General features: G+C 60.3%; 25 protein-coding genes. 13 read left to right on the top strand and 12 right to left on the bottom strand.

Going from position 1 to position 23,529, the window contains the following annotated elements; all coding sequences use genetic code 11:
• The 4 genes from livM to D882_RS0103545 all read left to right on the top strand — a co-directional run bounded on the left by livM (window position 1) and on the right by D882_RS0103545 (window position 4,396).
• Complete coding sequence (livM, locus tag D882_RS0103560) at window positions 1-1,284, top strand: high-affinity branched-chain amino acid ABC transporter permease LivM (RefSeq protein ID WP_027921960.1); 1,284 nt, start codon at window positions 1-3, stop codon at window positions 1,282-1,284.
• Window positions 1,281-2,156: an ABC transporter ATP-binding protein gene (locus tag D882_RS0103555; RefSeq protein ID WP_027921959.1), complete on the top strand. Its 876-nt coding sequence runs from the start codon at window positions 1,281-1,283 to the stop codon at window positions 2,154-2,156. Before livM ends, D882_RS0103555 begins: the two co-directional genes overlap by 4 nt.
• Window positions 2,153-2,869: an ABC transporter ATP-binding protein gene (locus D882_RS0103550; protein ID WP_027921958.1), complete on the top strand. Its 717-nt coding sequence runs from the start codon at window positions 2,153-2,155 to the stop codon at window positions 2,867-2,869. The genes D882_RS0103555 and D882_RS0103550 overlap by 4 nt, the downstream gene beginning before the upstream one ends.
• A gap of 759 nt (window positions 2,870-3,628) precedes the next feature.
• Entirely contained in the window at window positions 3,629-4,396 is a 768-nt protein-coding gene (locus D882_RS0103545) for an SDR family oxidoreductase (RefSeq protein ID WP_027921957.1), read from the top strand.
• Window positions 4,397-4,490: 94 nt separating this feature from the next.
• On the opposite strand, the gene D882_RS0103540 is transcribed toward D882_RS0103545, so the two are convergent.
• The 7 genes from D882_RS0103540 to D882_RS0103510 all read right to left on the bottom strand — a co-directional run bounded on the left by D882_RS0103540 (window position 4,491) and on the right by D882_RS0103510 (window position 9,658).
• Window positions 4,491-5,618, bottom strand: a complete 1,128-nt coding sequence (locus D882_RS0103540) for an AGE family epimerase/isomerase (RefSeq protein ID WP_027921956.1) — start codon at window positions 5,616-5,618, stop codon at window positions 4,491-4,493.
• A 168-nt stretch (window positions 5,619-5,786) separates the two neighbouring features.
• Window positions 5,787-6,359 (bottom strand): HupE/UreJ family protein, encoded by a 573-nt coding sequence (locus D882_RS0103535; protein ID WP_027921955.1) that lies wholly within the window; start codon window positions 6,357-6,359, stop codon window positions 5,787-5,789.
• Window positions 6,360-6,388: 29 nt separating this feature from the next.
• On the bottom strand, window positions 6,389-7,003 hold the full coding sequence (gene ureG, locus D882_RS0103530) for an urease accessory protein UreG (protein WP_007947546.1): 615 nt from the start codon (window positions 7,001-7,003) through the stop codon (window positions 6,389-6,391).
• Between the two features lie 23 nt (window positions 7,004-7,026).
• The gene (locus tag D882_RS0103525) at window positions 7,027-7,701 is read right to left on the bottom strand and encodes an urease accessory protein UreF (RefSeq protein WP_027921954.1); all 675 of its coding nucleotides are present in this window, start codon (window positions 7,699-7,701) and stop codon (window positions 7,027-7,029) included.
• On the bottom strand, window positions 7,698-8,198 hold the full coding sequence (gene ureE, locus D882_RS0103520) for an urease accessory protein UreE (protein ID WP_027921953.1): 501 nt from the start codon (window positions 8,196-8,198) through the stop codon (window positions 7,698-7,700). The genes D882_RS0103525 and ureE overlap by 4 nt, the downstream gene beginning before the upstream one ends.
• A gap of 198 nt (window positions 8,199-8,396) precedes the next feature.
• Window positions 8,397-9,029 (bottom strand): TetR family transcriptional regulator, encoded by a 633-nt coding sequence (locus D882_RS0103515; RefSeq protein WP_027921952.1) that lies wholly within the window; start codon window positions 9,027-9,029, stop codon window positions 8,397-8,399.
• Window positions 9,030-9,187: 158 nt separating this feature from the next.
• Entirely contained in the window at window positions 9,188-9,658 is a 471-nt protein-coding gene (locus D882_RS0103510; protein ID WP_027921951.1) for a hypothetical protein, read from the bottom strand.
• Window positions 9,659-10,047: 389 nt separating this feature from the next.
• Here D882_RS0103510 and D882_RS0103505 point away from each other — a divergent pair, with 389 nt between their 5' ends.
• Window positions 10,048-12,123, top strand: a complete 2,076-nt coding sequence (locus D882_RS0103505; protein WP_027921950.1) for an AsmA family protein — start codon at window positions 10,048-10,050, stop codon at window positions 12,121-12,123.
• A gap of 57 nt (window positions 12,124-12,180) precedes the next feature.
• On the opposite strand, the gene D882_RS0103500 is transcribed toward D882_RS0103505, so the two are convergent.
• Complete coding sequence (locus D882_RS0103500) at window positions 12,181-12,711, bottom strand: bacterioferritin (protein ID WP_027921949.1); 531 nt, start codon at window positions 12,709-12,711, stop codon at window positions 12,181-12,183.
• A gap of 114 nt (window positions 12,712-12,825) precedes the next feature.
• On the bottom strand, window positions 12,826-13,728 hold the full coding sequence (locus tag D882_RS0103495; protein ID WP_027921948.1) for a LysR substrate-binding domain-containing protein: 903 nt from the start codon (window positions 13,726-13,728) through the stop codon (window positions 12,826-12,828).
• Window positions 13,729-13,848: 120 nt separating this feature from the next.
• On the opposite strand from D882_RS0103495, the gene D882_RS0103490 reads away from it, so the two are divergent.
• The 3 genes from D882_RS0103490 (at window position 13,849) to D882_RS0103480 (ending at window position 15,803) form a co-directional block, all read left to right on the top strand.
• Window positions 13,849-14,487: an FMN-dependent NADH-azoreductase gene (locus D882_RS0103490; protein ID WP_027921947.1), complete on the top strand. Its 639-nt coding sequence runs from the start codon at window positions 13,849-13,851 to the stop codon at window positions 14,485-14,487.
• Complete coding sequence (locus D882_RS0103485) at window positions 14,488-14,793, top strand: multidrug efflux SMR transporter (RefSeq protein WP_007947555.1); 306 nt, start codon at window positions 14,488-14,490, stop codon at window positions 14,791-14,793.
• 119 nt (window positions 14,794-14,912) lie between these two features.
• Complete coding sequence (locus tag D882_RS0103480) at window positions 14,913-15,803, top strand: triacylglycerol lipase (RefSeq protein ID WP_027921946.1); 891 nt, start codon at window positions 14,913-14,915, stop codon at window positions 15,801-15,803.
• 33 nt (window positions 15,804-15,836) lie between these two features.
• Here D882_RS0103480 and D882_RS0103475 read toward each other — a convergent pair whose 3' ends face one another.
• Complete coding sequence (locus tag D882_RS0103475) at window positions 15,837-16,724, bottom strand: DMT family transporter (RefSeq protein ID WP_027921945.1); 888 nt, start codon at window positions 16,722-16,724, stop codon at window positions 15,837-15,839.
• Window positions 16,725-16,822: 98 nt separating this feature from the next.
• Here D882_RS0103475 and D882_RS0103470 point away from each other — a divergent pair, with 98 nt between their 5' ends.
• From D882_RS0103470 to D882_RS0103460, 3 genes are all read left to right on the top strand, one after another.
• Window positions 16,823-17,617, top strand: a complete 795-nt coding sequence (locus D882_RS0103470) for a helix-turn-helix transcriptional regulator (RefSeq protein ID WP_027921944.1) — start codon at window positions 16,823-16,825, stop codon at window positions 17,615-17,617.
• A 64-nt stretch (window positions 17,618-17,681) separates the two neighbouring features.
• On the top strand, window positions 17,682-18,128 hold the full coding sequence (locus D882_RS0103465; RefSeq protein ID WP_027921943.1) for a phosphate starvation-inducible protein PsiF: 447 nt from the start codon (window positions 17,682-17,684) through the stop codon (window positions 18,126-18,128).
• A 239-nt stretch (window positions 18,129-18,367) separates the two neighbouring features.
• Window positions 18,368-19,381, top strand: coding sequence for an AI-2E family transporter (locus D882_RS0103460; protein WP_027921942.1), 1,014 nt, complete (start codon window positions 18,368-18,370; stop codon window positions 19,379-19,381).
• Between the two features lie 56 nt (window positions 19,382-19,437).
• On the opposite strand, the gene D882_RS0103455 is transcribed toward D882_RS0103460, so the two are convergent.
• A complete protein-coding gene (locus tag D882_RS0103455) occupies window positions 19,438-20,712 on the bottom strand; it encodes an Hsp70 family protein (protein ID WP_027921941.1) in 1,275 nt (424 codons plus the stop codon).
• A 293-nt stretch (window positions 20,713-21,005) separates the two neighbouring features.
• Here D882_RS0103455 and D882_RS0103450 point away from each other — a divergent pair, with 293 nt between their 5' ends.
• Together D882_RS0103450 and D882_RS0103445 are read left to right on the top strand one after the other, a co-directional pair.
• Window positions 21,006-21,953 carry a DnaJ C-terminal domain-containing protein gene (locus D882_RS0103450; protein WP_027921940.1) on the top strand — a complete coding sequence of 316 codons (948 nt, stop codon included), beginning with the start codon at window positions 21,006-21,008 and terminating at the stop codon, window positions 21,951-21,953.
• Between the two features lie 23 nt (window positions 21,954-21,976).
• A complete protein-coding gene (locus D882_RS0103445) occupies window positions 21,977-22,282 on the top strand; it encodes a chaperone modulator CbpM (protein ID WP_027921939.1) in 306 nt (101 codons plus the stop codon).
• 115 nt (window positions 22,283-22,397) lie between these two features.
• On the opposite strand, the gene D882_RS0103440 is transcribed toward D882_RS0103445, so the two are convergent.
• Window positions 22,398-23,525 (bottom strand): sensor histidine kinase KdpD, encoded by a 1,128-nt coding sequence (locus D882_RS0103440; RefSeq protein WP_027921938.1) that lies wholly within the window; start codon window positions 23,523-23,525, stop codon window positions 22,398-22,400.
• Window positions 23,526-23,529: the final 4 nt, after the last annotated feature.

Genomic DNA, 23,529 nt, shown 5'->3' with positions numbered 1-23,529 from the left:
ATGTCTTCAACCACTAAAAAAACCATTGATCTCAAAAGAAGCCTGGTTGACGCGATTCTTGCCGGCCTTGTAGCGCTCATCGTGTTTGGTCCGATTGTCGGCATTGTCCTCGACGGCTATGGCTTCAACCTGCAACCAACACGCGTGGCGTGGATTGTCGCCATCGTCATGGCGGGCCGTTTTGCCCTGAGCCTGTTCCTGCAAACACCCAAGGGTCTGAAAATTCTCGAAGGGTTTGAAACCACCGGCTCCGGAGTTCATGTACTGCCGCCCGATTACAAATCCCGGTTGCGCTGGATCATCCCGCTGATGATCGTCATTGCCGTGGTGTTTCCGTTTTTCTCCAACTCCTACCTGCTGGGCGTGGTCATCCTTGGATTGATCTACGTGCTACTCGGTCTGGGGCTGAACATCGTGGTCGGCCTGGCCGGCCTGCTCGACCTGGGTTACGTGGCGTTCTATGCCATCGGCGCCTATGGCCTGGCGCTCGGTTACCAGTACCTCGGCCTGGGCTTCTGGACGGTGCTGCCGCTGGCGGCAATCACTGCCGGGCTTGCCGGGTGCATCCTCGGCTTCCCGGTGTTGCGTCTGCACGGTGACTACCTGGCCATCGTGACCCTGGGTTTCGGTGAAATCATCCGCTTGATCCTCAACAACTGGCTGTCGCTGACCGGCGGCCCGAACGGCATGCCGGCACCGCTGCCGACGTTCTTCGGCCTGGAGTTCGGCAAACGGGCGAAAGACGGCGGCATACCGTTCCACGAGTTCTTCGGCATCGCCTACAACCCCGACGTGAAGTACTACTTCATCTACGCGGTGTTGTTCATGGTTGTGCTGGCGGTGTTGTACATCAAGCATCGCTTGACCCGTATGCCGGTTGGCCGCGCCTGGGAAGCCTTGCGTGAAGACGAGATCGCCTGCCGCTCCATGGGCCTGAACCATGTACTGGTGAAGCTCTCGGCGTTCACCATCGGTGCGTCGACGGCCGGTCTGGCTGGCGTGTTCTTCGCCACCTATCAAGGCTTCGTCAACCCGACCTCGTTTACCTTCTTTGAATCGGCCCTGATCCTCGCCATCGTGGTACTTGGCGGCATGGGCTCGACCATCGGCGTGGTGATTGCAGCCTTCGTGCTGACCGTCGCCCCGGAGCTGCTGCGTGGCTTCGCGGAATACCGCGTGCTGCTGTTCGGCATCCTGATGGTGTTGATGATGATCTGGCGACCGCGCGGCCTGATTCGGATCAGCCGTACCGGTGTGACCCCGCGTAAAGGAGTAGCGCCATGAGCGAAGTCGTACTCTCGGTCGAGAAGCTGATGATGCACTTTGGCGGCATCAAGGCGTTGAATGATGTCAGCCTGCAGGTCAAACGCAACTCGATCTTCGCCCTGATCGGCCCCAACGGCGCTGGCAAGACCACGGTGTTCAACTGCCTGACCGGGTTCTACAAGGCCTCCGGCGGCAAGATCGAACTGAACGTGCGCGGCGAGCAGACCAATGTCATCCAATTGCTGGGCGAAGCGTTCAAACCGACCGATTTCGTCTCGCCTAAATCCTTCGCCAGTCGTCTGTACTACAAGATGTTTGGCGGCACCCACCTGGTGAACCGGGCCGGGCTGGCGCGGACCTTCCAGAACATTCGCCTGTTCAAGGAAATGTCGGTGCTGGAAAACCTGCTGGTGGCCCAACACATGTGGGTCAACCGCAGCATGCTGGCCGGCATCCTCAACACCAAGGGCTACCGCAAGGCTGAAAGTGATGCGCTGGACCATGCTTTCTACTGGCTGGAAGTGGTGGACCTGGTGGATTGCGCCAACCGCCTCGCCGGCGAATTGTCCTACGGCCAACAGCGCCGCCTGGAAATCGCCCGGGCCATGTGCACCCGTCCGCAGATCATCTGCCTCGACGAACCGGCCGCCGGCCTCAACCCTCAGGAAACCGAAGCATTGAGCGCGATGATCCGGCTGCTGCGTGACGAGCACGATCTGACCGTGGTGCTGATCGAACACGACATGGGCATGGTGATGAGTATTTCCGACCACATCGTGGTGCTGGACCACGGCATCGTCATCGCCGAGGGCGGCCCCGACGCGATCCGCAACGACCCGAAAGTGATTGCGGCCTACCTGGGCGCCGATGAAGAGGAAGTGGTGTTATGAGTCAACCGATCCTCGAACTCAAGGAACTGGACGTGTTTTACGGGCCGATCCAGGCCTTGAAGAAAGTCTCGTTGCACATCAATGAAGGTGAAACAGTCAGCCTGATCGGCTCCAATGGTGCCGGCAAGTCGACCCTGCTGATGTCGATTTTCGGCCAGCCGCGCGCGGCAGACGGGCAGATCATCTATCAGGGTGTGGACATCACCCACAAGTCGTCCCACTACATCGCGTCCAATGGCATCGCGCAATCGCCGGAAGGGCGGCGGGTGTTCCCCGACATGACTGTCGAGGAAAACCTGCTGATGGGCACCATCCCTATCGGTGACAAGTACGCCAAGGAAGACATGCAACGCATGTTCGAGTTGTTCCCAAGGCTTGAAGAGCGGCGCAACCAGCGGGCAATGACCATGTCCGGCGGCGAACAGCAAATGCTCGCCATCGCTCGTGCGTTGATGAGCCGGCCAAAACTGCTGTTGCTCGACGAGCCAAGCCTGGGGTTGGCGCCGATTGTGGTGAAACAGATCTTCGCGACCTTGCGCGAGCTGGCCAAAACCGGCATGACCATCTTCCTGGTCGAGCAGAACGCCAACCACGCGCTCAAGTTGTCGGACCGGGCGTATGTGATGGTCAACGGCGAGATCCGCCTCACGGGCACCGGCAAGGAGCTGCTGGTGAACGAGGAAGTGCGTAACGCGTATCTCGGCGGTCATTGATTCTTCGCTGAAATACCCACAGCCCCGACGAGCAATCGCCGGGGCTTTTTTACGTCCCCAATTCACCGCATTACCCCCTACAGGTCACAAAACAGTGCTTTCTGGAAATTGTGGAAAACAATATTCACAAGCTCTGAAAGCGCGACATAAAGCCGCTGCAAATAGTTGTTTTGTCACGGTTTTGACTTGTCCCCGTTTGCTGTGGAACTGGCTGTGAATAACGTGGGAGTAGCTGGCTGGGCGCCTTTAAATCCGTGGCTTGTAGCGCTGTGGTTGTTTTTTGATCAGGCGTTTTTGCGTGGGGGCGAACCGTCGTTGTCAACCTTTTTATTGGAGACAAAAGAGAGGCGAAACAGGTAGGGCAAGCCTGTGGATAAGTCTGTGATTAAACTCTGGAAAGACTCGGCTGAGGGCCGTAGTTACTGGCTTGGCGCCATCGCTGCTCTGTAGGGCCCATCGTGCAAAATGCCCTGCGCTACACCGCGAGCATTCGAGGGTCAAGCAAAAAACTTTCAAAACTCCCCGCAAAGCCTTGTGCACAGCGGCTTCCAGCTTTTCCACTTGCCCCCGGAAACTGTGGACCGGCCTGTGGATAACGTGCGCGTACATGGCTGCAAGCCGCGGGGCGTAAGGCGTTCGCTGGGTTGGTTGTTTTTCGTACAGCTTTTGCGGTGGTTGCCGCTGTGAGCAAGGCCGGGCATGCTGCCAGCTGATTTTCTATTCCAAGGGCTGTCCATCAGCCGAAGCAAGGAGAACACGATGTCCAACACCCTGTTTATTACCGGCGCGACCTCCGGTTTTGGTGAAGCCTGTGCCCGCCGTTTTGCCGAGGCTGGCTGGAAACTGGTGCTGACAGGCCGTCGTGAAGAGCGCCTGAATGCCCTGTGCGCCGAATTGTCGAAGCAGACCGAGGTGCATGGCCTGGTGCTCGACGTGCGTGATCGCAAAGCCATGGAGGAAGCGATTGCCAACCTGCCGCCATCCTTCGCCAAGCTGCGCGGGCTGATCAACAACGCCGGCCTGGCGCTCGGTGTGGACCCGGCACCCAAGTGCGATCTCGACGATTGGGACACCATGGTCGACACCAACATCAAAGGCCTGATGTACAGCACCCGTCTGCTGCTACCGCGCCTGATTGCCCATGGCCGTGGCGCCGGCATCGTTAACCTTGGCTCCATCGCTGGCAACTATCCGTATCCGGGCAGCCATGTGTATGGCGCGAGCAAGGCGTTCGTTAAGCAGTTCTCGTTGAACCTGCGTTGCGACCTGCAAGGCACTGGCGTGCGCGTCAGCAACATTGAGCCGGGTCTGTGTGAGAGCGAGTTCTCGCTGGTGCGTTTCGCCGGTGACCAGGAGCGGTACAACGCGACGTATGCGGGTGCCGAGCCGATCCAGCCGCAGGATATCGCCGAGACTATTTTCTGGGTGATGAATGCGCCGGCGCACATCAACATCAACAGCCTGGAGTTGATGCCGGTGAGCCAGACCTGGGCTGGTTTCTCGATTGAACGTAATGCCAAGGCGTAAGACCGCGTAACGGCCATCGCGGGCAAGCCACGCTCACACAGGTACAGTGTGATCCCTGTGGGAGCGCGGCTTGCCCGCGATAGCGATCTGTCAGTTAGCCGAGAAACTCGACCAGCCCGCGATAGCAGGTCGCCAAGTGATAAGGCGTCGTCGACGGCATGTCCTTGCGGCTCACGTCGCCTTTCTCATCACGACACTCATACCAACCGCCCGCATGCAGGAAATGCTGTTGCAGCGCCTGCAATTGACGCTGCACAGAGGCCTCGCTGGCGGGCCGCAAGGTCAGGGCGCGCAGGTATTCAGCCTGGGCCCAGATGCGCTGGGTGGCATCCTTTGCAGAACCCTCCAGATCGAGCATCGCGACAACGGCACCCGTCTGTGGATCAACACCCCGCTGCTCGGTCAGCGTAAATGCATGATCAAGCGACACATGTAATGCCGAGCCGCGCAGTAACGGCGAAGATTCCAGCAGGAAATACCATTCGAACTGATGCCCCGGCTCAAACCAGTTATCCACAGCACCCAACGGCTTCTCCATCAACACGCACTGTTGCGGGTCGATGAAGCGCTTCTGCATGGCTGTGCATAAGTCGACGAGCGCCCGCTGCACGGCGGCGTCTTCACGCACCGACAGGGTGGCAAGGAAGGCTTCGGCCAAGTGCATCAGGGGATTTTGCAGCGGCCCGGAATCAAGCGAGGACCAGCCACGGTCGAGGCTGGCTTCGTACAGGCCGTCGCCCGTCGCGAAACGCTGAGCGATCACTTCCAGCGCTGCATTGAGTACCGATTCCACCAGCGGCTCGCGAACCTTGTCCCAGTAATGGGCGCAGGCGAACAGAATGAATGCGTGGGTGTAGAGGTCTTTGCGCGGGTCGAGTGGCGCGCCTTGCGGGTCGATGCTGTAGAACCAGCCGCCGTGCTCGGCATCGTGGAAGTGCTGCTGAAGGGATCGGAACAGCGCGGCGGCACGCGCTTCGGCGCCCGACACCTGGCCGATCAGGCTTGAGAAAAGATACAGCTGCCGTGCGCAGGCCATGGCCCGATAGCGTTGAGGCGGCAGCGGCTGATGCTCCGCGTCCAGCGCCTCATACGGCAGCGCCATGTCGGCATTCCAGCCGGGGCCTTGCCAGAGCGGCACGATCACGTCCTGGAAGTGCTGTTGCACCGAGGCGAACAGGGCGGTCAATTCAGGCTGGGAGGCGGAACGGGAAACAGGCGGCATTGGCTGGCGTCGTCACGGCAGGGTTGATTGCGCGACATGTTAGCAGGCCTGAGAGATGCGGTGTCTGTCAGGCCGCCATCGCGAGCAAGCTCGGCTCCCACAGGAGTACGCATTCCACTGTGGGAGCCGAGCTTGCTCGCGATGAGGCCATTACCGGCGATAAAGAAATCAGCCCGCCAACAACCACACGCCAGTCGCTGCGGACGCCGCGCCCGCCAATCGAACCAGCGGAGCCGCCGCGTGCGGCAACACCCGAACGACCGCATAACCCAACCCATGCAACGCCGCCGTCGCTGCCACGAACCCGGCCGCATACGCCCAAGGGCTCGACATGTCCGGCAACTCCAGCCCATGCGCCACACCATGGAACAGCGCAAACAACGCCGTCGCCGCCACCGCGAGGCTCAATGGCGGACGCACCGCCAACGCCACCGCCAGACCCAGCGCCAGCACCGACGCGGCAATCGCGCCTTCCAGCGCCGGCAGGTTCAGCCCTTCAAACCCCAGCAACCCGCTAATCAACATCGTGCCGACAAACGTACACGGCAGCGCCCAGCGCGCCGCGCCTTTTTGCTGCGCCGCCCACAAGCCAACAGCCACCATCGCCAGCAAGTGATCGAGGCCGCCAATCGGGTGGCTGATACCGGCGATCAGGCCGTTGTCGCCATGTCCCGGATGGGCGAAGGCGATGGCCGGGGTCAGCAGCAGGGCCATGGCGCCCAGAATACGTTTCAGTGTCATGGATTAGCTTCCTTGTTGATAAGTTGTGGTCAGGCGGCTGTCAGCAGGCCTTGGCGTTCGATGAAGGCGATGATTTCTTCAAGGCCCAGACCGGTTTTCTGGTTGCTGAAGACAAACGGCTTGCCGTTGCGCATGCGTTTGGTGTCGCTGTCCATCATCTCCAGCGACGCACCTACCAATGGCGCGAGGTCGACTTTGTTGATCACCAGCAGATCGGATTTGCAGATCCCCGGACCGCCCTTGCGCGGCAACTTGTCGCCGGCCGAAACGTCGATCACATAGATGGTCAGGTCGGACAGTTCGGGGCTGAACGTCGCAGACAGATTGTCGCCACCGGACTCCACCAGAATCAGGTCCAGCCCCGGGAAGCGGCGGTTCAGTTGATCCACGGCTTCGAGGTTGATCGAGGCGTCTTCGCGGATCGCCGTGTGCGGGCAGCCGCCGGTTTCCACACCGATGATCCGCTCCGGCGCCAAGGCTTCGTTGCGCACCAGAAAGTCGGCGTCTTCGCGGGTGTAGATGTCATTGGTGACGACGGCCAGGTTGTAGCGCTCGCGCAGGGCCAGGCACAGGGCCAGGGTCAACGCGGTTTTACCGGAACCGACCGGGCCGCCGATGCCGACGCGCAGGGGTTGTGTGTTCATGTGGTTCTCCAACTTAAAAGGCCCTAGGAACGGAACAGACGGCTGTACTGGCGCTCATGGGCCATGCACGCCAGGGACAGGCCAAACGCGGCGCTGCCATAGTGTTCGGGGTTGATTCGGGTGGCGTCCTGCTGGGCTTGTTGCAGCAGCGGCAGCAGTTCGCTGGTCAGGCGTTGCGCGGCTTGCTGGCCCAGCGGCAGGGTTTTCATCAGCACCGCCAACTGGTTTTCCAGCCAGCTCCAGAGCCACGCGGCCAGCGCATCCTGCGGACTGATCCCCCAGGCCCGGGCGGCCAGCGCCCAGCCGAGGGCCAGATGCGGTTCGGGGCGTTGTTCGAGGAAGGCGCGGGCGGGTGCGTCGAGTTCCGGCAAACCGCTGAGCAGTTGTTGCAAGGAGTAGCCCATCTGCCGGCTCTCTTGATGCAATTCGCGGGTTTCCCGACTGGCCCGGTGTTCTTCGCAGCGTTGCTGCAATTCGGCCCAGTTTTCCTCCGCGGCGGCCACGCAATGGGCGAGTAACAGCGGTGCTTCGAACCGCGCCAGGTTCAGCAACAATTGATCGCTGATCCAGCGTCGCGCGCCGTCTGCATCGCTCACGCGGCCGTTATCCACCGCCATTTCCAGACCTTGGGAATAGCTGTAGCCGCCAATCGGCAACTGCGGACTGGCCAGGCGCAGCAGCGCCCAGGCCGGGTTCATAAACGGACGCCGAACTGGTGCAGTTTCGGTGGGTAGTTGAAGTCTTCGTCGCCATGCCGCGAATGGTGATGGCCGCCACCATAGGCGCCGTGTTCCGGCTGGAACGGCGCTTCGATGTTTTCGACCTTGGCCTCCAGCTGTTCGAGCATGGCTTTGAGCACGTAATCGTCAAGCAGGCGCAGCCAGCCATCACCGATCTGCAGGGCGACATGGCGGTTGCCGAGGTGATAGGCGGCGCGAGTCAATTCGAAGGCGTTGGCGCAGGTAACGTGCAGCAATTGTTCGGGGCGGGCGCAAACACGCACGATGCGCCCGTCTTCCGCTTGCAGGCACTCGCCGTCATACAGGGGCGGCTGACCGCGCTCCAAAAATAACCCGACGTCTTCACCTTCGGCACTGAAACAGCGCAAACGGCTTTTACTCCGGGCTTCGAAGGTCAGGTGCAATTCAGCGGCCCAGACGGGTCGAGGGTCGATTCTGCGATGAATCACCAGCATCGGTAGGCTTCCAGCAATGGGCAATGCTCAGGCTAGAGCAAGGGGCTTGCCAATCGGGGGATACGTAGGAAATACCTGTCGGAGCGCAGTGGGTGTTTCTGGATGTTGCAGGGTTTTGGCTGAAATTGGTGCGGGGATAGGGTGTGGCGCACCAATTTGCAGCGATGCAACTCGTTATGGGAGCGGGGGGGTAGGGGATTATTCTGTGCTACCGAGGCCTTGCCAGTGTTTCAGGCCGATGAAGATGAAGCGCAGTTGCTGCGTGATTTTCGCTTGCGGCGTCAGATGCTCCGGTAGCGCTTCGGCGGGCGGGTCAATGATGTCCGGCAGTGTCGCGAACACGCTTTTTACAATCAGGTCCGCCATCACGCTCAACCCGGCAATGTCCAGATGCTGCAGCTTTGGCATCAACGACAAGTCGGCCGCCAGATCCGAGCTGATGTCTTCGCGCAACCGCCCGATCGCCAACCGCACGGGCAGCGATCCGCCGTATTGCTCACGGGCAAGAAACAGAAATTGCGAACGATTGGCACTGACCACGTCGAGAAAGATCCGCACCGACGCATCGATAATGCCGCCCATGACGAATTCGTTATGGCGCACCAGGCGAATGGTTTCGCGGAAGGTCTGACCGACTTCGCTGACCAGCACCAGGCCCAGTTCATCCATATCGGCGAAATGCCGGTAGAAACCGGTGGGCACGATGCCAGCGGTTTTCGCCACTTCGCGCAGGCTGAGACTGCCGAATCCTCGGCCGCATTCCATCAGGTGACGGGCAGCGTCCATCAGGGCGTTGCGGGTTTGTTGTTTCTGTTCGGCGCGGGGCAGCATCGCAAGGGTGTTTTCTGGACAGGACAGCGGCGCACTCTAGCAAATCGGCTTCGCTGGCGTCGAACGACTATCGGGGGCAGGCGGGGGAAAACGCGGCTTCTCTATAAGTCAAAAGCCCAATCCGGGGATTGGGCTTTTTTTCAGGGCGGCCATGAGGCTTAGCTCAGAGCGCTGTTGCGTTCGATCACACGGTCACCACCACCTTCAGCCAGGGTTTGGCCTTGTGGGGTACGGTCGGAACCGTCAGCAGCCAGGGTTTGGCCTTGTGGGGTACGGTCGGAACCGTCAGCAGCCAGGGTTTGGCCTTGTGGAGTACGGTCGGAACCGTCAGCAGCCAGGGTTTGACCTTGTGGAGTGCGATCGGAACCGTCAGCAGCCAGGGCCTGGCCTTGTGGGGTGCGATCCGAGCCATCTTGAGTGATCAAGCCTTTTTCTTTCAGGCGATCGTTACCGCCTTCGGCAAGGGTCTGGCCTTGTGGAGTGCGGTCGGAACCATCAGCGGCGACGGTTTGGCTGAACACCGAGTGGCTGTCTTTGACTTGCGGAGTGGCCTGATCAGCGGCTGGCAGAGCGAAAGCGGTGCTGGCTAGCATCGAGAGGGTCAGGCTAAGCAGTAATTGGCGTTTCATGATGGGGTGCTCCTTGGGAGGGCGATAAAGTGGGTACGAGGGCAATGCTACTCTCGATAAGTCGATATGAAAGTTCATAAACGCAATGGTAATAATCAACAGAATTGATTGTTCTGCTGGAGGGCTCTAAACCGGGCCTTTCCGTCGGGTGTTTTTGCACTGGAGTGGGTAGTTTCGACTCACTCATGCCGCACAGCAGTGCGGGTGGCGGTAACACCGTTTGGAGTGCGCAGAGTGATCGTGGGGGATTATTTGAACGTTAATAGGCTTTTCGGTTAAACCTGCGCGGCTTTTCCCAGTCCTAGCTGTCATGGCAGGCCGGTTCTGGCCTAACGTTTCATACGTGCGTCGCAGTCAGGGCGCTCAGTCGTATTCAGGAGTCCTGTGCAATGACGCGCACCCCCAAAATTTTCGCCTGGGTCTTTGCCAGCCTGGTTGTTCTGCTGGCGATACTCGTGCTGATCATCGTGTTCTTCGATTGGAACCGGATCAAACCCACGATCAACACCAAAGTCTCCGAAGAGCTGCACCGAGCATTTGCTATTAATGGCAACCTCGCGGTGGTCTGGCAGCGCGAGCCTGACGAGGGTGGCTGGCGGGCCTGGGTGCCGTGGCCGCATGTGGTGGCCGAAGACTTGAGTCTCGGCAACCCGGACTGGTCGAAACAACCGCAGATGGTCACCCTCAAGCGCGTTGAATTGCGTATTTCGCCGCTGGCCCTGCTGGCGCAGCGAGTGGTCATCCCGCGTATCGACCTGACCGAACCGAACGCCCAGCTCCAACGCCTGGCTGATGGCCGCGCGAACTGGACCTTCAAATTCGACCCGAAAGACCCCAACGCCGAACCGTCGAACTGGGTGGTCGATATCGGCGCCATCGGCTTCGACAAGAGCCACGTTACCCTTGACGACCAGAACCTGAAGACGCAGCTCGATGTGCTCATCGATCCGCTGGGCAAGCCAATTCCGTTCAGCGACATCGTCGGTGACAAGGCCGCGAAAGCCGCGCTTGAGAAGGGTGCTGCGCCCCAGGACTACGCCTTCGCCCTCAAGGTCAAAGGCCAATACCACGCGCAGAAACTCGAGGGCTCCGGCAAGATCGGCGGCTTGTTGGCGTTGCAGGACGCGGCCAAGCCGTTCCCGCTCCAGGCGCAGGTGAAGATTGCCGATACCGGCGTCGAACTGGCCGGCACCCTGACCGATCCCCTGAACCTCGGCGCGCTGGATCTGCGGCTGAAACTGGCCGGCACCAGCCTCGGCAATCTGTATCCGTTGACCGGTGTGACACTGCCGGATACGCCACCGTACGCCACCGACGGGCACTTGATTGCCAAGCTGCATGAGCCGGGTGGCGCGGTATTCCGCTATGAAGACTTCAACGGCAAGATCGGCGAAAGTGACATTCATGGCAGCCTGGCGTATGTCGCCAGTCGGCCAAGGCCGAAGCTCAGTGGTTCGCTGCTTTCCAACCAACTGCTGTTTGTCGACCTCGCACCGCTGATCGGCGCCGACTCCAATGCCAAGCAAAAGGCCCGTGGCGCCGACAGCCAGCAGCCGACGGACAAAATTTTGCCGGTCGAAGCGTTCAAGACCGAGCGCTGGCGCGACATGGACGCCGACGTCGAATTCACCGGCAAGCGCATCGTCCACAGCGAAAAACTGCCGTTCACCGACCTCTATACGCATTTGGTGTTGACCGACGGCCAACTCAGCCTCGAACCCCTGCGCTTTGGTGTGGCGGGCGGCAATCTGGAAGCGCAGATTCGCTTGAATGGCCGGACTGAACCGCTGGAAGGGCAGGCCAAACTCACTGCGCGCAAGTTCAAGCTCAAGCAACTGTTCCCGACCTTCGAACCAATGAAAACCAGTTTCGGCGAACTTAATGGCGATGCCGACCTCTCGGGGCGCGGCAACTCGGTGGCCAAGCTGCTGGGCAGCGCCAACGGCAATCTGAAATTGCTGATCAATGACGGCGCGATCAGCCGCGAGCTGATGGAGCTGGCCGGGCTCAACGTCGGTAACTACGTGGTCGGCAAAATCTTCGGCGACAAGGAAGTGAAGATCAATTGCGCGGCGGCCGACTTCGACATCAAGACCGGGCTGGCGACCACGCGCCTGTTCGTCTTCGATACCGAGAACGCGATCATCTACATCGATGGCACCGCGAACATGGCGACCGAACAACTGGACCTCACCATTACGCCGGAGTCGAAGGGCTGGCGCTTGATCTCTCTACGCTCGCCGCTGTACGTACGGGGCAAGTTCATCAAGCCGGATGCCGGGGTGAAAGCGGTGCCGCTGATGCTGCGCGGGGCGGGGATGGTGGCGTTGGGCGTGATTGCAGCGCCGGCGGCCGGGTTGCTGGCGCTGGTGGCGCCCAGTGGTGGCGAGCCGAACCAGTGTGCGCCGTTGCTGGAGCAGATGAAGGCGGGCAAGGCGCCGGTGACCGTCAAACCTACCCGGTAAATGCGACGTCAATGAAGACGCCTTCGCGAGCCTGCTCGCGAAGGCGGTCTGTCAGCGCTACAGGTCTTTCAGAATGTCAGCCATGTCATCCGCATGCTCTTCTTCCTGAGCCAGGATGTCCTCAAAGATCCGCCGCGTAGTCGGGTCTTTCTCGCCAATGTACTGAATGATCTCGCGATAGCTGTCGATGGCAATACGCTCGGCAACGAGGTCCTCGTAGACCATCTCCTTGAGGTTGTTCCCCGCCACATACTGGGCATGGGAATTCTTCGACAACAGATCCGGGTTGAACTCTGGTTCACCGCCCAGCTGCACGATGCGCTCGGCCAGGCGGTCGGCGTGTTCGGCTTCCTGGGTCGCGTGTTCGAGAAACTCATCGGCCGCCACATGGGCTTTCAAGCCGTTGGCCATGAAGTAGTGACGCTTGTAGCGCAACACGCAGACCAGTTCAGTGGCCAGCGAGGCGTTGAGCAGGCGCAAGACTTCATCGCGGTCAGCGCTGTAGCTTTCAGTGACCGCGCCATTCTCGACATTCTGGCGAGCCCGTTCACGAAGGGTGGTTACATCAGACAAATGCATGTCACTCATCTCGTTCTCCTGGAGGCTAATCCGGTTTGCGTCACCGTCTAGAGAAGTGATCGCTACGAAAGTTGTGAGTCATGCGCGTGCCGAAAAGTTTGATGTGATTTGTAATCGGCGGCCTCACGCCAATGCATGCCCGGACAGCAACGCCTCCTCGCGCAACCACGCAAAAAATGCCCGGACCGGCGGATGCCGCTCGCGCCCCGGCACACACAGCGCGCTATAGCCGGCGCCATCGACCTGAATCTCGCCGCGATACGCCACCAGCAACCCGCTGGCCACGCTTTCCGACACCAGAATATTGCTCGCCAGCACCAGGCCTTGCCCGGCAATCGCTGCTTGCAGGGCGTAATGCTCTTCGTCGTATTCACGGATCGCCGGTTTGCCGGCCCACCATGACTCGCCCGACCGCGCGCACCACGCCTCCCAGCCATGGGCGTACAGCTTGGAGTTGTGCCAGTGCACGCTGATCAGCGTCGGCGTGCGAGTGGCGGCCAACGCGACCTGCTCGGGCGAGCCGTAGACACCGAAGGACTCATCGAACAAACACAACCCATAGAGGTTGGGGTAGGTGTCGAGGCTGTAGCGCAGCACCAGATCGACGCTGGCGTCCTGATGCAGATCGATGACTTCGCAGTGGGTGTCCAGGCGCAGACTGATGCCGGGATGGCGCGCATAAAAGCGCCCGAGGCGCGGCACCAGCCACAACGCCGCGAAGGCTGCCGTGGTGGAAACCGTCAGGCTGGTGCCGTTGCGTTGCGGGCGCAAGGTATCGACGCTTTGCGCCACGTCCAGAAAGGCACCGTGCAGGCTGCGGAACAGCCGTTCACCGCCGTCGGTCAAGCGCACTTGCCGTGGCAGTCGCTCGAACAGTGGCACGCCGAGCCAGGTTTCCAAAGAGCGAATCTGATGAGACACCGCGGTCGGCGTTACCGAGAGTTCTTCGGCCGCCGCCTTGAAACTCAGCAAGCGGGAAGCGGATTCAAAGGCGCGCAGGGCGGTCAGTGGCAACGAGGCGAACATTCAAGGCTCCATGGATGAAATGAATTCATCCTGACTGATTTCTGCTCATTTGAAGTGGTTGGCGGTGAGCTTCAAGCTGCAATCCACACGCCGTTCGAGTGTAATCCCAAGGAGATTCAGATGAGTAAAATTCTTGCCATTCACGCCAGCCCCCGTGGCGACCGCTCTCACTCCCGCCGTTTGGCTGAAGTGTTTCTTTCGGCCTGGCAGGCGCGCCATCCACACACTCAGTTGACCCGCCGCGAAGTTGGCCGGGCGCTGATTCCACCGGTCAACGAAGCCTTTATAGCCGCTGCGTTTTACCCGGAACCGGATGCCCGACCGCTGTCGATGCAAGCTGATCTGGCGTTCAGCGACGAATTGGTGGGCGAGTTGCTCGGCCACGATCTGCTGGTGATTTCCACGCCGATGCACAACTTCAGCGTGCCCAGCGGCCTCAAGGCCTGGATCGATCAGGTTGTGCGGCTCGGCCTGACGTTCAACCACAGCCTGGACAACGGCGTGGCCCAATACGAGCCGTTGGTACGGGGCAAAAAAGCCTTGATCGTCACCAGTCGTGGCGGCTTCGGCTTCGGCCCGGGCGGTGAGCTGGAAGCCATGAACCACGCTGATCCGTTGCTGCGCACGGCACTGGGATTCATCGGCATCACCGACATCACCGTGGTCGCCGCCGAGGGCGAAGAGTCCGAAGAGCGCACCTTCCGGATCTCCGCCGCCGAGGCCGAGCAGCGCCTGTTGGCGCTGGCCCGGGAGTTTTAGATGGCCTGGTTGTTTCTGCTGATCGCCGCCGGGTTCGAAGTCACCTTCGCCATGGGCATGAAGTACGCCGAAGGCTTCACCCGGCTCTGGCCGTCGCTGATCACGGTCGTGGCCGCCGTGGGCGGGATTTACTTCCTGACCCTGGCCATGCGCGAGTTGCCGGTGAGCATCGCGTATCCGATCTGGACCGCCATCGGTTCACTGGGCACGGTATTCCTGGGGTTTGCGCTGCTGGGTGAAAGCCTGACGGCGATCAAACTGGTGTCGGTCGGGCTCATCGTGGCGGGTGTGGTCGGGTTGAAGTAGCGCTCAAGTGCGGCGCTTGTCATAGACTGGTCGTCGAGTTGTCATATTCGGTGACGATGCTTGGCTGACGTCTTGCATCGCGCCTTGCTTCATCTCATCGACCACACGGACGTTCGCCCATGTCACAAGGTTCCGCCACGCGCTTCCCGTTGGTGCTGGTCCCGGGAATGCTCGGGTTTATCCGGCTGGTGCTCTACCCCTACTGGTACGGCATCGTCGCGGCGTTGCGCCAGGGTGGGGCGACGGTGTTCGCGGTACAGGTTTCACCGCTCAACTCCAGTGAAGTGCGCGGTGAACAGCTGCTGGCGCGGATCGAGGAAATCCTGCGCGAGACCGGGGCCGAGAAGGTCAACCTGTTCGGTCACAGCCAGGGCTCGCTGACGGCCCGATACGCTGCCGCCAAACGCCCGGACCTTGTGGCGTCGGTGACCTCGGTGGCCGGGCCGAATCACGGTTCGGAACTGGCCGATTACCTGCACAGACACTACCCGCATGACAGCGCCAAGGGCCGGTTGCTGACCTTTCTATTGCGGATGATTGCCGCGTTGATGAGCCTGCTCGAAACCGGTTATCGCGGGCCGAAGCTGCCGGTGGATATCCATGCCTCCCATCATTCACTCACCACCGAAGGTGTGGCGCTGTTCAATCAGCGTTATCCACAGGGCTTGCCTGAAACCTGGGGCGGGCACGGGCCGGAGGAGGTCAATGGCGTGCGTTATTACTCGTGGTCCGGGAAGTTGCAGCCTGGCGTTACGGATCGCGGGCGCAACCTGTTGGACGGGACCCATCGCAGTTGCCGGTTGTTTGCCAAAACCTTTGTGAACGAGGCCGGGCATTGCGACGGGATGGTCGGGCGTTACAGCTCGCACCTGGGGACGGTGATTGGCGATGAATATCCGCTGGATCACTTCGACATCGTCAATCAGTCGCTGGGGTGGGTGGGAAAGGGGGCCGAGCCGATTCGGTTGTTCGTCGAGCATGCCGCGCGGTTGAAAGAGGCAGGCGTCTAGACCGAGTCGCCTTTTTCGCGAGCAGGCTTCAGTTCAGGCAACCCGAACCTTACGGCCGATCACCGTGGTCCAGCGCTCAGAAAGCACCACCCCGCCCAGCGTCAACAGCCCGCCCACCAGGTGGTACATCGCCAACTGCTCATGCAGCACCACCGCCGCAATCAGCGCGGTCATCACCGGCAGCAAGTTGAAAAACAGTGTGGTCCGGCTCGGTCCCAACCGCACCACCGCCTGCATCCACGCCAGCGGTGCCAACATTGAAGCCAGCAGGCAGGCATAAAGCACCAGCGGAATATTCTGCAGCGTCGGCCCGACCTTCGGTGAAGCCGCAAACAGCGGAAACAGCACCACCACCGCCACCCATACCTGCAAATACAACAACACCAGCGGCGGCAAACGCAGCTGCCATTTTTTCAGCAGGGTGCTGTAAATCGCATAGGCCAGCGTGGCGATCAACATCATCGCGTCGCCCAGGTTCACGCCATGTTCCAACAGTGCGCCGAGGCTGCCGGACGACACCACCACCAACACACCGGCAAACGACAGCACTGCACCGGCCAATGCGCCGATGGTCAGGCGCTGCCCGAGGCTGATAATCGCCATGGCCAGCGACATCAGCGGCATCAGCGACAGGATGATCCCCATGTTGGTGGCCGAGGTCAGGGCGGCGGCGAAGTAGGCCAGGCTCTGATAGACCGCCATGCCCAGCACACCGAGAACGAAAATCTTGCCCAGGTTCGGACGAATCTGCGGCCAATGCGCGATCACCGGTTTGAGCATGAACGGCGTGAACAGCATTCCGGCCAGCAGCCAGCGGTAGAAACCGATCTCGGCGGGGAATATGGCCCCGGCCGACATTTTGGTGATCACGGTGTTGCCAGCCCAAATGAAAATGGCCAGCAGGGGATAAGCGTATTGCATCGGAAAAAAACCAGAACGTTAATGAGGGGCAATTATCCCCTTGTCTGGATACAAGCCTATACTTCGATCCAGACAATCGGCCCTTGATGACGGACAGCATGACCAGTAAACACATCGACCTGCTGGAGTTCAGCGAACTGCCGGCTCCGATTTATTTCCGCTACGCCGACTTCAACACCCACGAATACGCCTCGGCTCACCGCCACCCTTGGGGCACGCTCGAATATTCGGCCAATGGCGTGTTGCACATGGAAATCGGCAACAGTCGCTTTATGTCGCCGCCGCAATACGCGGTATGGGTGCCGCCCGAGACCGAGCACAGCTTCTATAGCAACCAGCCGATCAACTATCGTGCGGTGTGCCTGGCGCCGTCGCTGTGCCGCGAGTTGCCGCAACAGGCCTGTACGCTGGCAATCAGCGACATTCTCAAGGCGATCCTCAAGGACTTCGCGGCGCGGGATGTGAAAATTCCCGAGTACGAGGCGGACGTTCGTCTAGGCCAGGTGCTGGTGGATCAACTGCAACTGGCGCCGGTGCATGAATGCTACCTGCCTTACGCCAGCAGTCCGGGGTTGCTCGGGATACTGGAAACCTTGCAAGCCGAACCGGGCGATAACCGGCCCTTGGCCGACTGGGCTGCGCAGATCCATGTCAGCGAACGCACCCTGGCACGGCAGTTCGTTCGCGAACTGGGCATGAGCTTCGGTGAATGGCGCCAGCGCTTGCGCTTCCTCGCGGCGATCGAGGCGCTGGACAGCCAGCGCAGTGTTCAAGACATCGCCTTCGACATGGGTTACAGCACCGGCTCGGCTTTTATCGCAATGTTTCAGCGTCAGGCCGGGTGTACGCCGGAGCAGTATCGACGCAGTCACCTGGAGAACAGGAAGGTGTAACAGGGGTTGTCTACACTCCAGCATGAGGCCGTGCCCATCGGTGCGGCAACAAGGAGAAAACTCCATGAAGATGTTGCGTGCCCCTTTGTTGATGATCGGTTTGCTGCTCTGCTCCCAAGGCTTTGCGGCCACTGCCCAGCAGGACAAGATGACGACCTGCAATGCCGATGCGACGGCCAAAAGCCTCAAGGGCGATGAGCGCAATACGTTCATGAGCAACTGCCTCAAAGCAGCGCCGGCCGCTCCGGCCGCCGCTGAAGTCAAGGCCATGACCCCGCAGCAGGAGAAGATGAAAAACTGCAACGCCGACGCCACCACCAAGGCGTTGAAAGGTGATGAGCGCAAGGCGTTCATGAGTAACTGCCTGAAAGCCGAGCCGGCGGCCACTGACGTGAAAGCCATGACCCCTCAGCAAGAGAAGATGAAAGCCTGCAACGCCGATGCTACGACCAAGGCGCTGAAGGGCGATGAGCGCAAGGCGTTCATGAGTGATTGCCTGAAGAAAAAATAAGTTCTGGTCCAGAAGGGGGTGGGGGCTGAGAGGGCTTCTTCGCGAGCAGGCTCGCTCCCACAATAGATCTATGTTCGCAGAACCCATGTGGGAGCGAGCCAGTTCACGAAGCGGCCCGTCGGCGCGCTGCAAAAAAATCACCAGAGCCCCGACCAAAGTCGATCGACACAATCCCTAGTGCTGCCACCGGAACGCTGGCAGACTGCCAATCCTTTTTACGCCGTTCGTTTTGAGGCTGTATGCCAACGTTTTCTCAACGCCACGTTTTGCTGCTGATCAGTTGGGTCATCATTTTTGGTGGTTTGCTGCTGGTGATCCCGCTGCGCTTGCTGCCTAGCCTGTTGGCCGGCCTGCTGGTGTTCGAACTGGTCAATATGCTCACGCCGCAATTGCAGCGGCTGATCGAAGGGCGGCGTGCGCGCTGGCTGGCGGTGGCGCTGCTCGGGACTCTGGTGGTGAGTGTGCTGGCGCTGATCTTTGCCGGCGCCTTCAGTTTCCTGCTGCACGAGGCGGAAAACCCCGGCGCGTCCCTCGATAAATTCATGCACGTGGTTGAACGCGCGCGCGGACAATTGCCGCCGTTCATCGACGCCTATCTGCCCGCCAGCGCCGGTGAATTTCGCGTGGCCATCGGCGAGTGGATCAGCAAGCACTTGAGCGATTTGCAACTGGTCGGCAAGGATGCGGCGCACATGTTCGTGACGCTGCTGATCGGTATGGTGCTGGGAGCGATCATTGCCTTGCAGCGCGTGCCGGACCTGACCAAACGCAAGCCGCTGGCCGCTGCGTTGTTTGATCGTTTGCATTTGCTGGTCCAGGCGTTTCGTAACATCGTGTTTGCGCAGATCAAGATTTCCCTGCTCAACACCTTCTTCACCGGGATCTTCCTGGCGGTGATCCTGCCGATGTTCGGCATCAAGCTGCCGTTGACCAAAACCCTGATCGTGCTGACCTTCCTGCTCGGCTTGCTGCCGGTGATCGGCAACCTGATGTCGAATACGCTGATCACCATTGTCGGTTTGTCACTGTCGATCTGGGTCGCAGTGGCGGCGTTGGGTTACCTGATTTTTATCCACAAGCTCGAGTACTTCCTCAACGCGCGGATTGTCGGCGGGCAGATCAGTGCCAAGTCGTGGGAGTTGCTGCTGGCGATGCTGGTGTTCGAAGCCGCGTTCGGCCTGCCGGGGGTAGTGGCGGGGCCGATTTATTACGCGTATCTGAAGAGCGAGTTGCGGCAGGTGGGGATGGTCTAAGCGACTGTTGATCTACTGTGGCGAGGGGGCTTGCCCCCTCGCCACAGGGTTTCGGATCAGTCCATCGTGCCGTAACGCTTCGACGCTTCAATCGCCAACCCGCTACCAATGCTGCCGAAGATGTTCCCTTCCACATGCCGCGCCTTTGGCAACATCGCCGAAACGCTGTTGCGCAGTGCCGGAATCCCGCTCGAACCGCCGGTGAAGAACACCGTATCCACCTGATCAACCCGCACATTCGCGTCGTTGAGCATTTGCGTCACGCTGTTGCGCACGCGCTCCAGCAACGCTTCGATGGCGGATTCGAACAATGCGCGGCTCAGTTCCACACTCAGCCCCGGCTCGATCCGGTCCAGCGGCACATGGCGACTGTCGGCATGGGTCAGCTGGATCTTGGTTTCTTCCACTTCCATGGCCAGCCAGTGCCCGGCGCGCTGGTCGATCAGCTTGAACAGGCGATCGATGCCGCCGGTGTCTTCGATGTCGTAGCGCATGCTGCCCAGGGCCAGGGTCGACTTTTGCGAGTACACCGAGTTGATGGTGTGCCAGGTCGCCAGGTTCATGTGGTGGCTGGTCGGCATGTAGGCGCCGCTCTTCATGCGGCTGCCATAGCCGAACAGCGGCATCAGGCCCTGCAGGCTCAGCTGCTTGTCGAAATCGGTCCCGCCGATGTGCACGCCGCCGGTGGCGAGGATGTCATCGTGACGGTTGTCGTGGTTGCGGCGCTCAGGCGACAGGCGCACCAGCGAGAAGTCGGAGGTACCACCGCCGATGTCGACGATCAGCACCAGCTCTTCTTTTTCGATGGTCGACTCATAGTCGAACGCCGCGGCAATCGGTTCGTACTGGAACGAGACATCCTTGAAGCCAATGGCGCGGGCCACGTCGACCAAGGTGTTTTCGGCTTCCTGGTCGGCCATTTCATCGTCATCGACGAAAAACACCGGGCGACCCAGCACCACTTCCTCGAACTCCCGACCAGCGGCGGTTTCGGCGCGCTTCTTCAACTGGCCGATAAACAGCCCTAGCAGGTCCTTGAACGGCATCGCCGTGCCGAGAACGCTGGTGTCGTGCTTGATCAGCTTGGAGCCCAGCAGGCTCTTGAGCGAGCGCATCAGTCGGCCTTCATAGCCTTCCAGGTACTCGTGCAGCGCCAGACGGCCGTATACCGGGCGGCGTTCTTCCATGTTGAAGAAGACCACCGAGGGCAGGGTGATCTTGTCGTCCTCCAGCGCGATCAGCGTTTCCATGCCGGGGCGCAGCCAGCCGACGGTGGAGTTGGACGTGCCGAAGTCGATACCACAGGCACGGGCTGGAGATGCGTTTTTCATGACTTTCAGGTTCCGGTTAAAAAACGGCCGCGCAGTGTATGTCAGTGCGACGAATATTCGAAGGCCGACTATCCGCTATTTCGCAGGCATTAGCGCTTGAAACACTCAGCTTTGCCCCAAACTTGCTGGCATGGGCCTGGTAGCCAACCGGCGGTCGCAAGAACCGCCGCCCGCTGCCGATAAACTTCTGACGCGCCGCCCGGTCACAAAGTTGAGATCGGTCAATCCAAATGCTGCAAACAGGAGCATGCTGTGCGTGGCTGCGCGAATTGATAACGGATGGTGATCCTTAGATGGACTTCAAAGACTATTACAAGATTCTCGGTGTGGAACCGACCGCTGACGACAAGGCAATCAAGGCTGCCTATCGCAAGCTGGCGCGCAAATATCACCCTGATGTCAGCAAGGAAAAGGACGCCGAGGCGAAATTCAAGGACGCCTCGGAAGCCTATGAAGCGCTGAAAAGCGCCGACAAACGCGCCGAATACGACGACTTGCGCAAATACGGCCAGCACGGCCAGCCGTTCCAGGGCCCGCCAGGTTGGCAGGGGCGTGGTGCCGGTGGTTTCGGTGGTGGTCAGGACACGGGCGATTTTTCGGACTTCTTCAGTTCGATCTTCGGTAACCGTGGGCCTGGTTTTGGCGGTGGAGAGTCGCGTCGCAGTGCGGGACGTCGAGGGCAAGACGTGGAAATGGAACTCGCAATTTTTCTGGAAGAAAGCCTCTCGAACGAATCGAAGAAGGTCACCTTCCAGGTGCCGCAGTACAACGCGGCCGGCCAGCATGTCAGCAACACCACCAAGAGCCTGAACGTAAAGATCCCGGCCGGTGTGACCGACGGCGAGCGCATTCGCCTCAAGGGCCAAGGGGCCCCGGGGATCGGTGGCGGCGCCAATGGCGACCTGTTCCTGATCATCCGCTTTGCGCCGCACCCTAAATTCGACGTTGAAGGCGAGAACCTGATCATCACGTTGCCGCTGGCACCGTGGGAACTGGCGCTGGGTACTGAAGTGGCGGTGCCGACCCTGACCGGCAAGATCAACCTCAAGGTCCCGGCCGGCAGCCAGAACGGCCAGCGCATGCGTGCCAAGGGCCACGGCCTGCTGAACAAGGCGGGCGAGCGTGGCTTCCTGTTCGTGCAATTGAAGGCGGTCATGCCAAAAACCTCGAACGATGAGGTCAAGGCGTTGTGGCAGGAACTGGCGAAAAAAGCCGAGTTCAACCCAAGAGAAAACTTCTGATCCAAGAGACGGAGTAGCCCATCATGAGCACCCCCCTGACCGTTCACCTGGACCTGGCAGAATTCTGTGAGGCGACCGACCTGTCGGACGTCTACGTGATCGAAATCGTCGAACACGGCATCCTCGAACCTCAGGGCAAGCAGCCCAAGGATTGGCGTTTCAACGATTACGAGCTGTCACTGGCCAAGCGCGCCGCGAAGTTGCGGCGCGACCTGGAGCTGGAGTGGGAAGGCGTTGCCTTGGCGCTGGACCTGCTGGAAGAGGTTCAGCAGTTGCGGGCCGAGAACCGGATGTTGAAGCAACGGTTGGGGCGGTTGGTGGTCGAGTAGGTCTCGATTGCCTGTCAATCCGCTTTCGCGAGCAGGGGCGGTCATCCTTCTGGATGAACTCGGTTTATTGTGGGAGCGAGCCTGCTCGCGAAGAACGATAACGCGGTATTCCTGCCTATCCGTTCCGGGGCAACACCACCGTAAACAGTGTCCCGTCAGTCTTGTTCGAACTGACCTCTATCGTCCCGCCATGGGCATTCACCACTTCCTTGACGATAAACAACCCCAGGCCAAGGCTGGTCGTTGGCTGACCCAGTCCTTCGTCGGCACTGCGCACCAGTGGGTCGAAGACGGTGCCAATGGCCTCCTCGGGAATCGGCACGCCAAAGTTGTGCACCGTCAGGCGAACCGCCTGAGGCTCCCCGCTCACGGTGACGGTCACATCGCGTTTGTTCAAACCGTGCTGCAAGGCATTGCCGATCAGGTTCTGCAACAGTTGAGCGATCCGCCCGGCATCCCAGACACCTTGGGTGTCCCCCACGACTTTTAGCGTTGGATCGCACTCCGGGTTACCGGCGCAGGCTTGGGCAATCGCCGCGTCCGCGGCATCGGCCAGGTCCATGGGCGCCGGCTCGATGGGCAGGCTTTTGCCCAAACGGCTGCGCACCAGCTCCAGCAAATCGCTGACCATCACCGCCATGTGCCGTGCGCCACGCTTTATGTTGTTCGCGCAGGCGAGTGCATCGCCTTCCAGCGCCACTTTTCGCATCAGCATTTCAGTGGACATGCTCACCGCTTGCAACGGTGCGCGCAGGTCATGCCCGAGAATCGCCAGGAAGATGTCCCGTGAGTGATTGACCTGATCGGCATAGGCCGCAGTGGACTCGGCGAGGGCTTCGTCGACGGCTTCGTTGAAACGGATCATGTCCTGGAAGTAGGTCAGGTCCGGTGATTCCAGGGTATCGACCCACAAACGGATCACGCAGGCGCGCAGATGCCGGAATTCCGAGGTCATCTGCACCAGGTCAAATCCCACGGTATGGCGCAGTTCGCCATGGCTGGCGCCGGCTTCATCCAGGCTCGGGGTTTTTTCCGGGCCTTCGCCCTTGGCCTTGGCCATCTGTTCGCAGGTGGTTTGCGCGGTGGTCATGTCCCGCGCCGCGGCCAGCAAAATGGCCTTGGCATGATCGCGCAAGGCGACCTTGTCCATGTGCTCGGCCGCCGGGGTAATGGTACTGGCGAACTGCTCCCATTCATCGACGATACGGTCTACGTGTTGCCTGATGAATTCGGGTAGGCGCATGTCC

This window comes from Pseudomonas sp. URMO17WK12:I12, assembly GCF_000514395.1.
Lineage (GTDB): Bacteria > Pseudomonadota > Gammaproteobacteria > Pseudomonadales > Pseudomonadaceae > Aquipseudomonas > Aquipseudomonas mucoides.
This window is presented reverse-complemented; position numbering and strand designations above follow the sequence as displayed.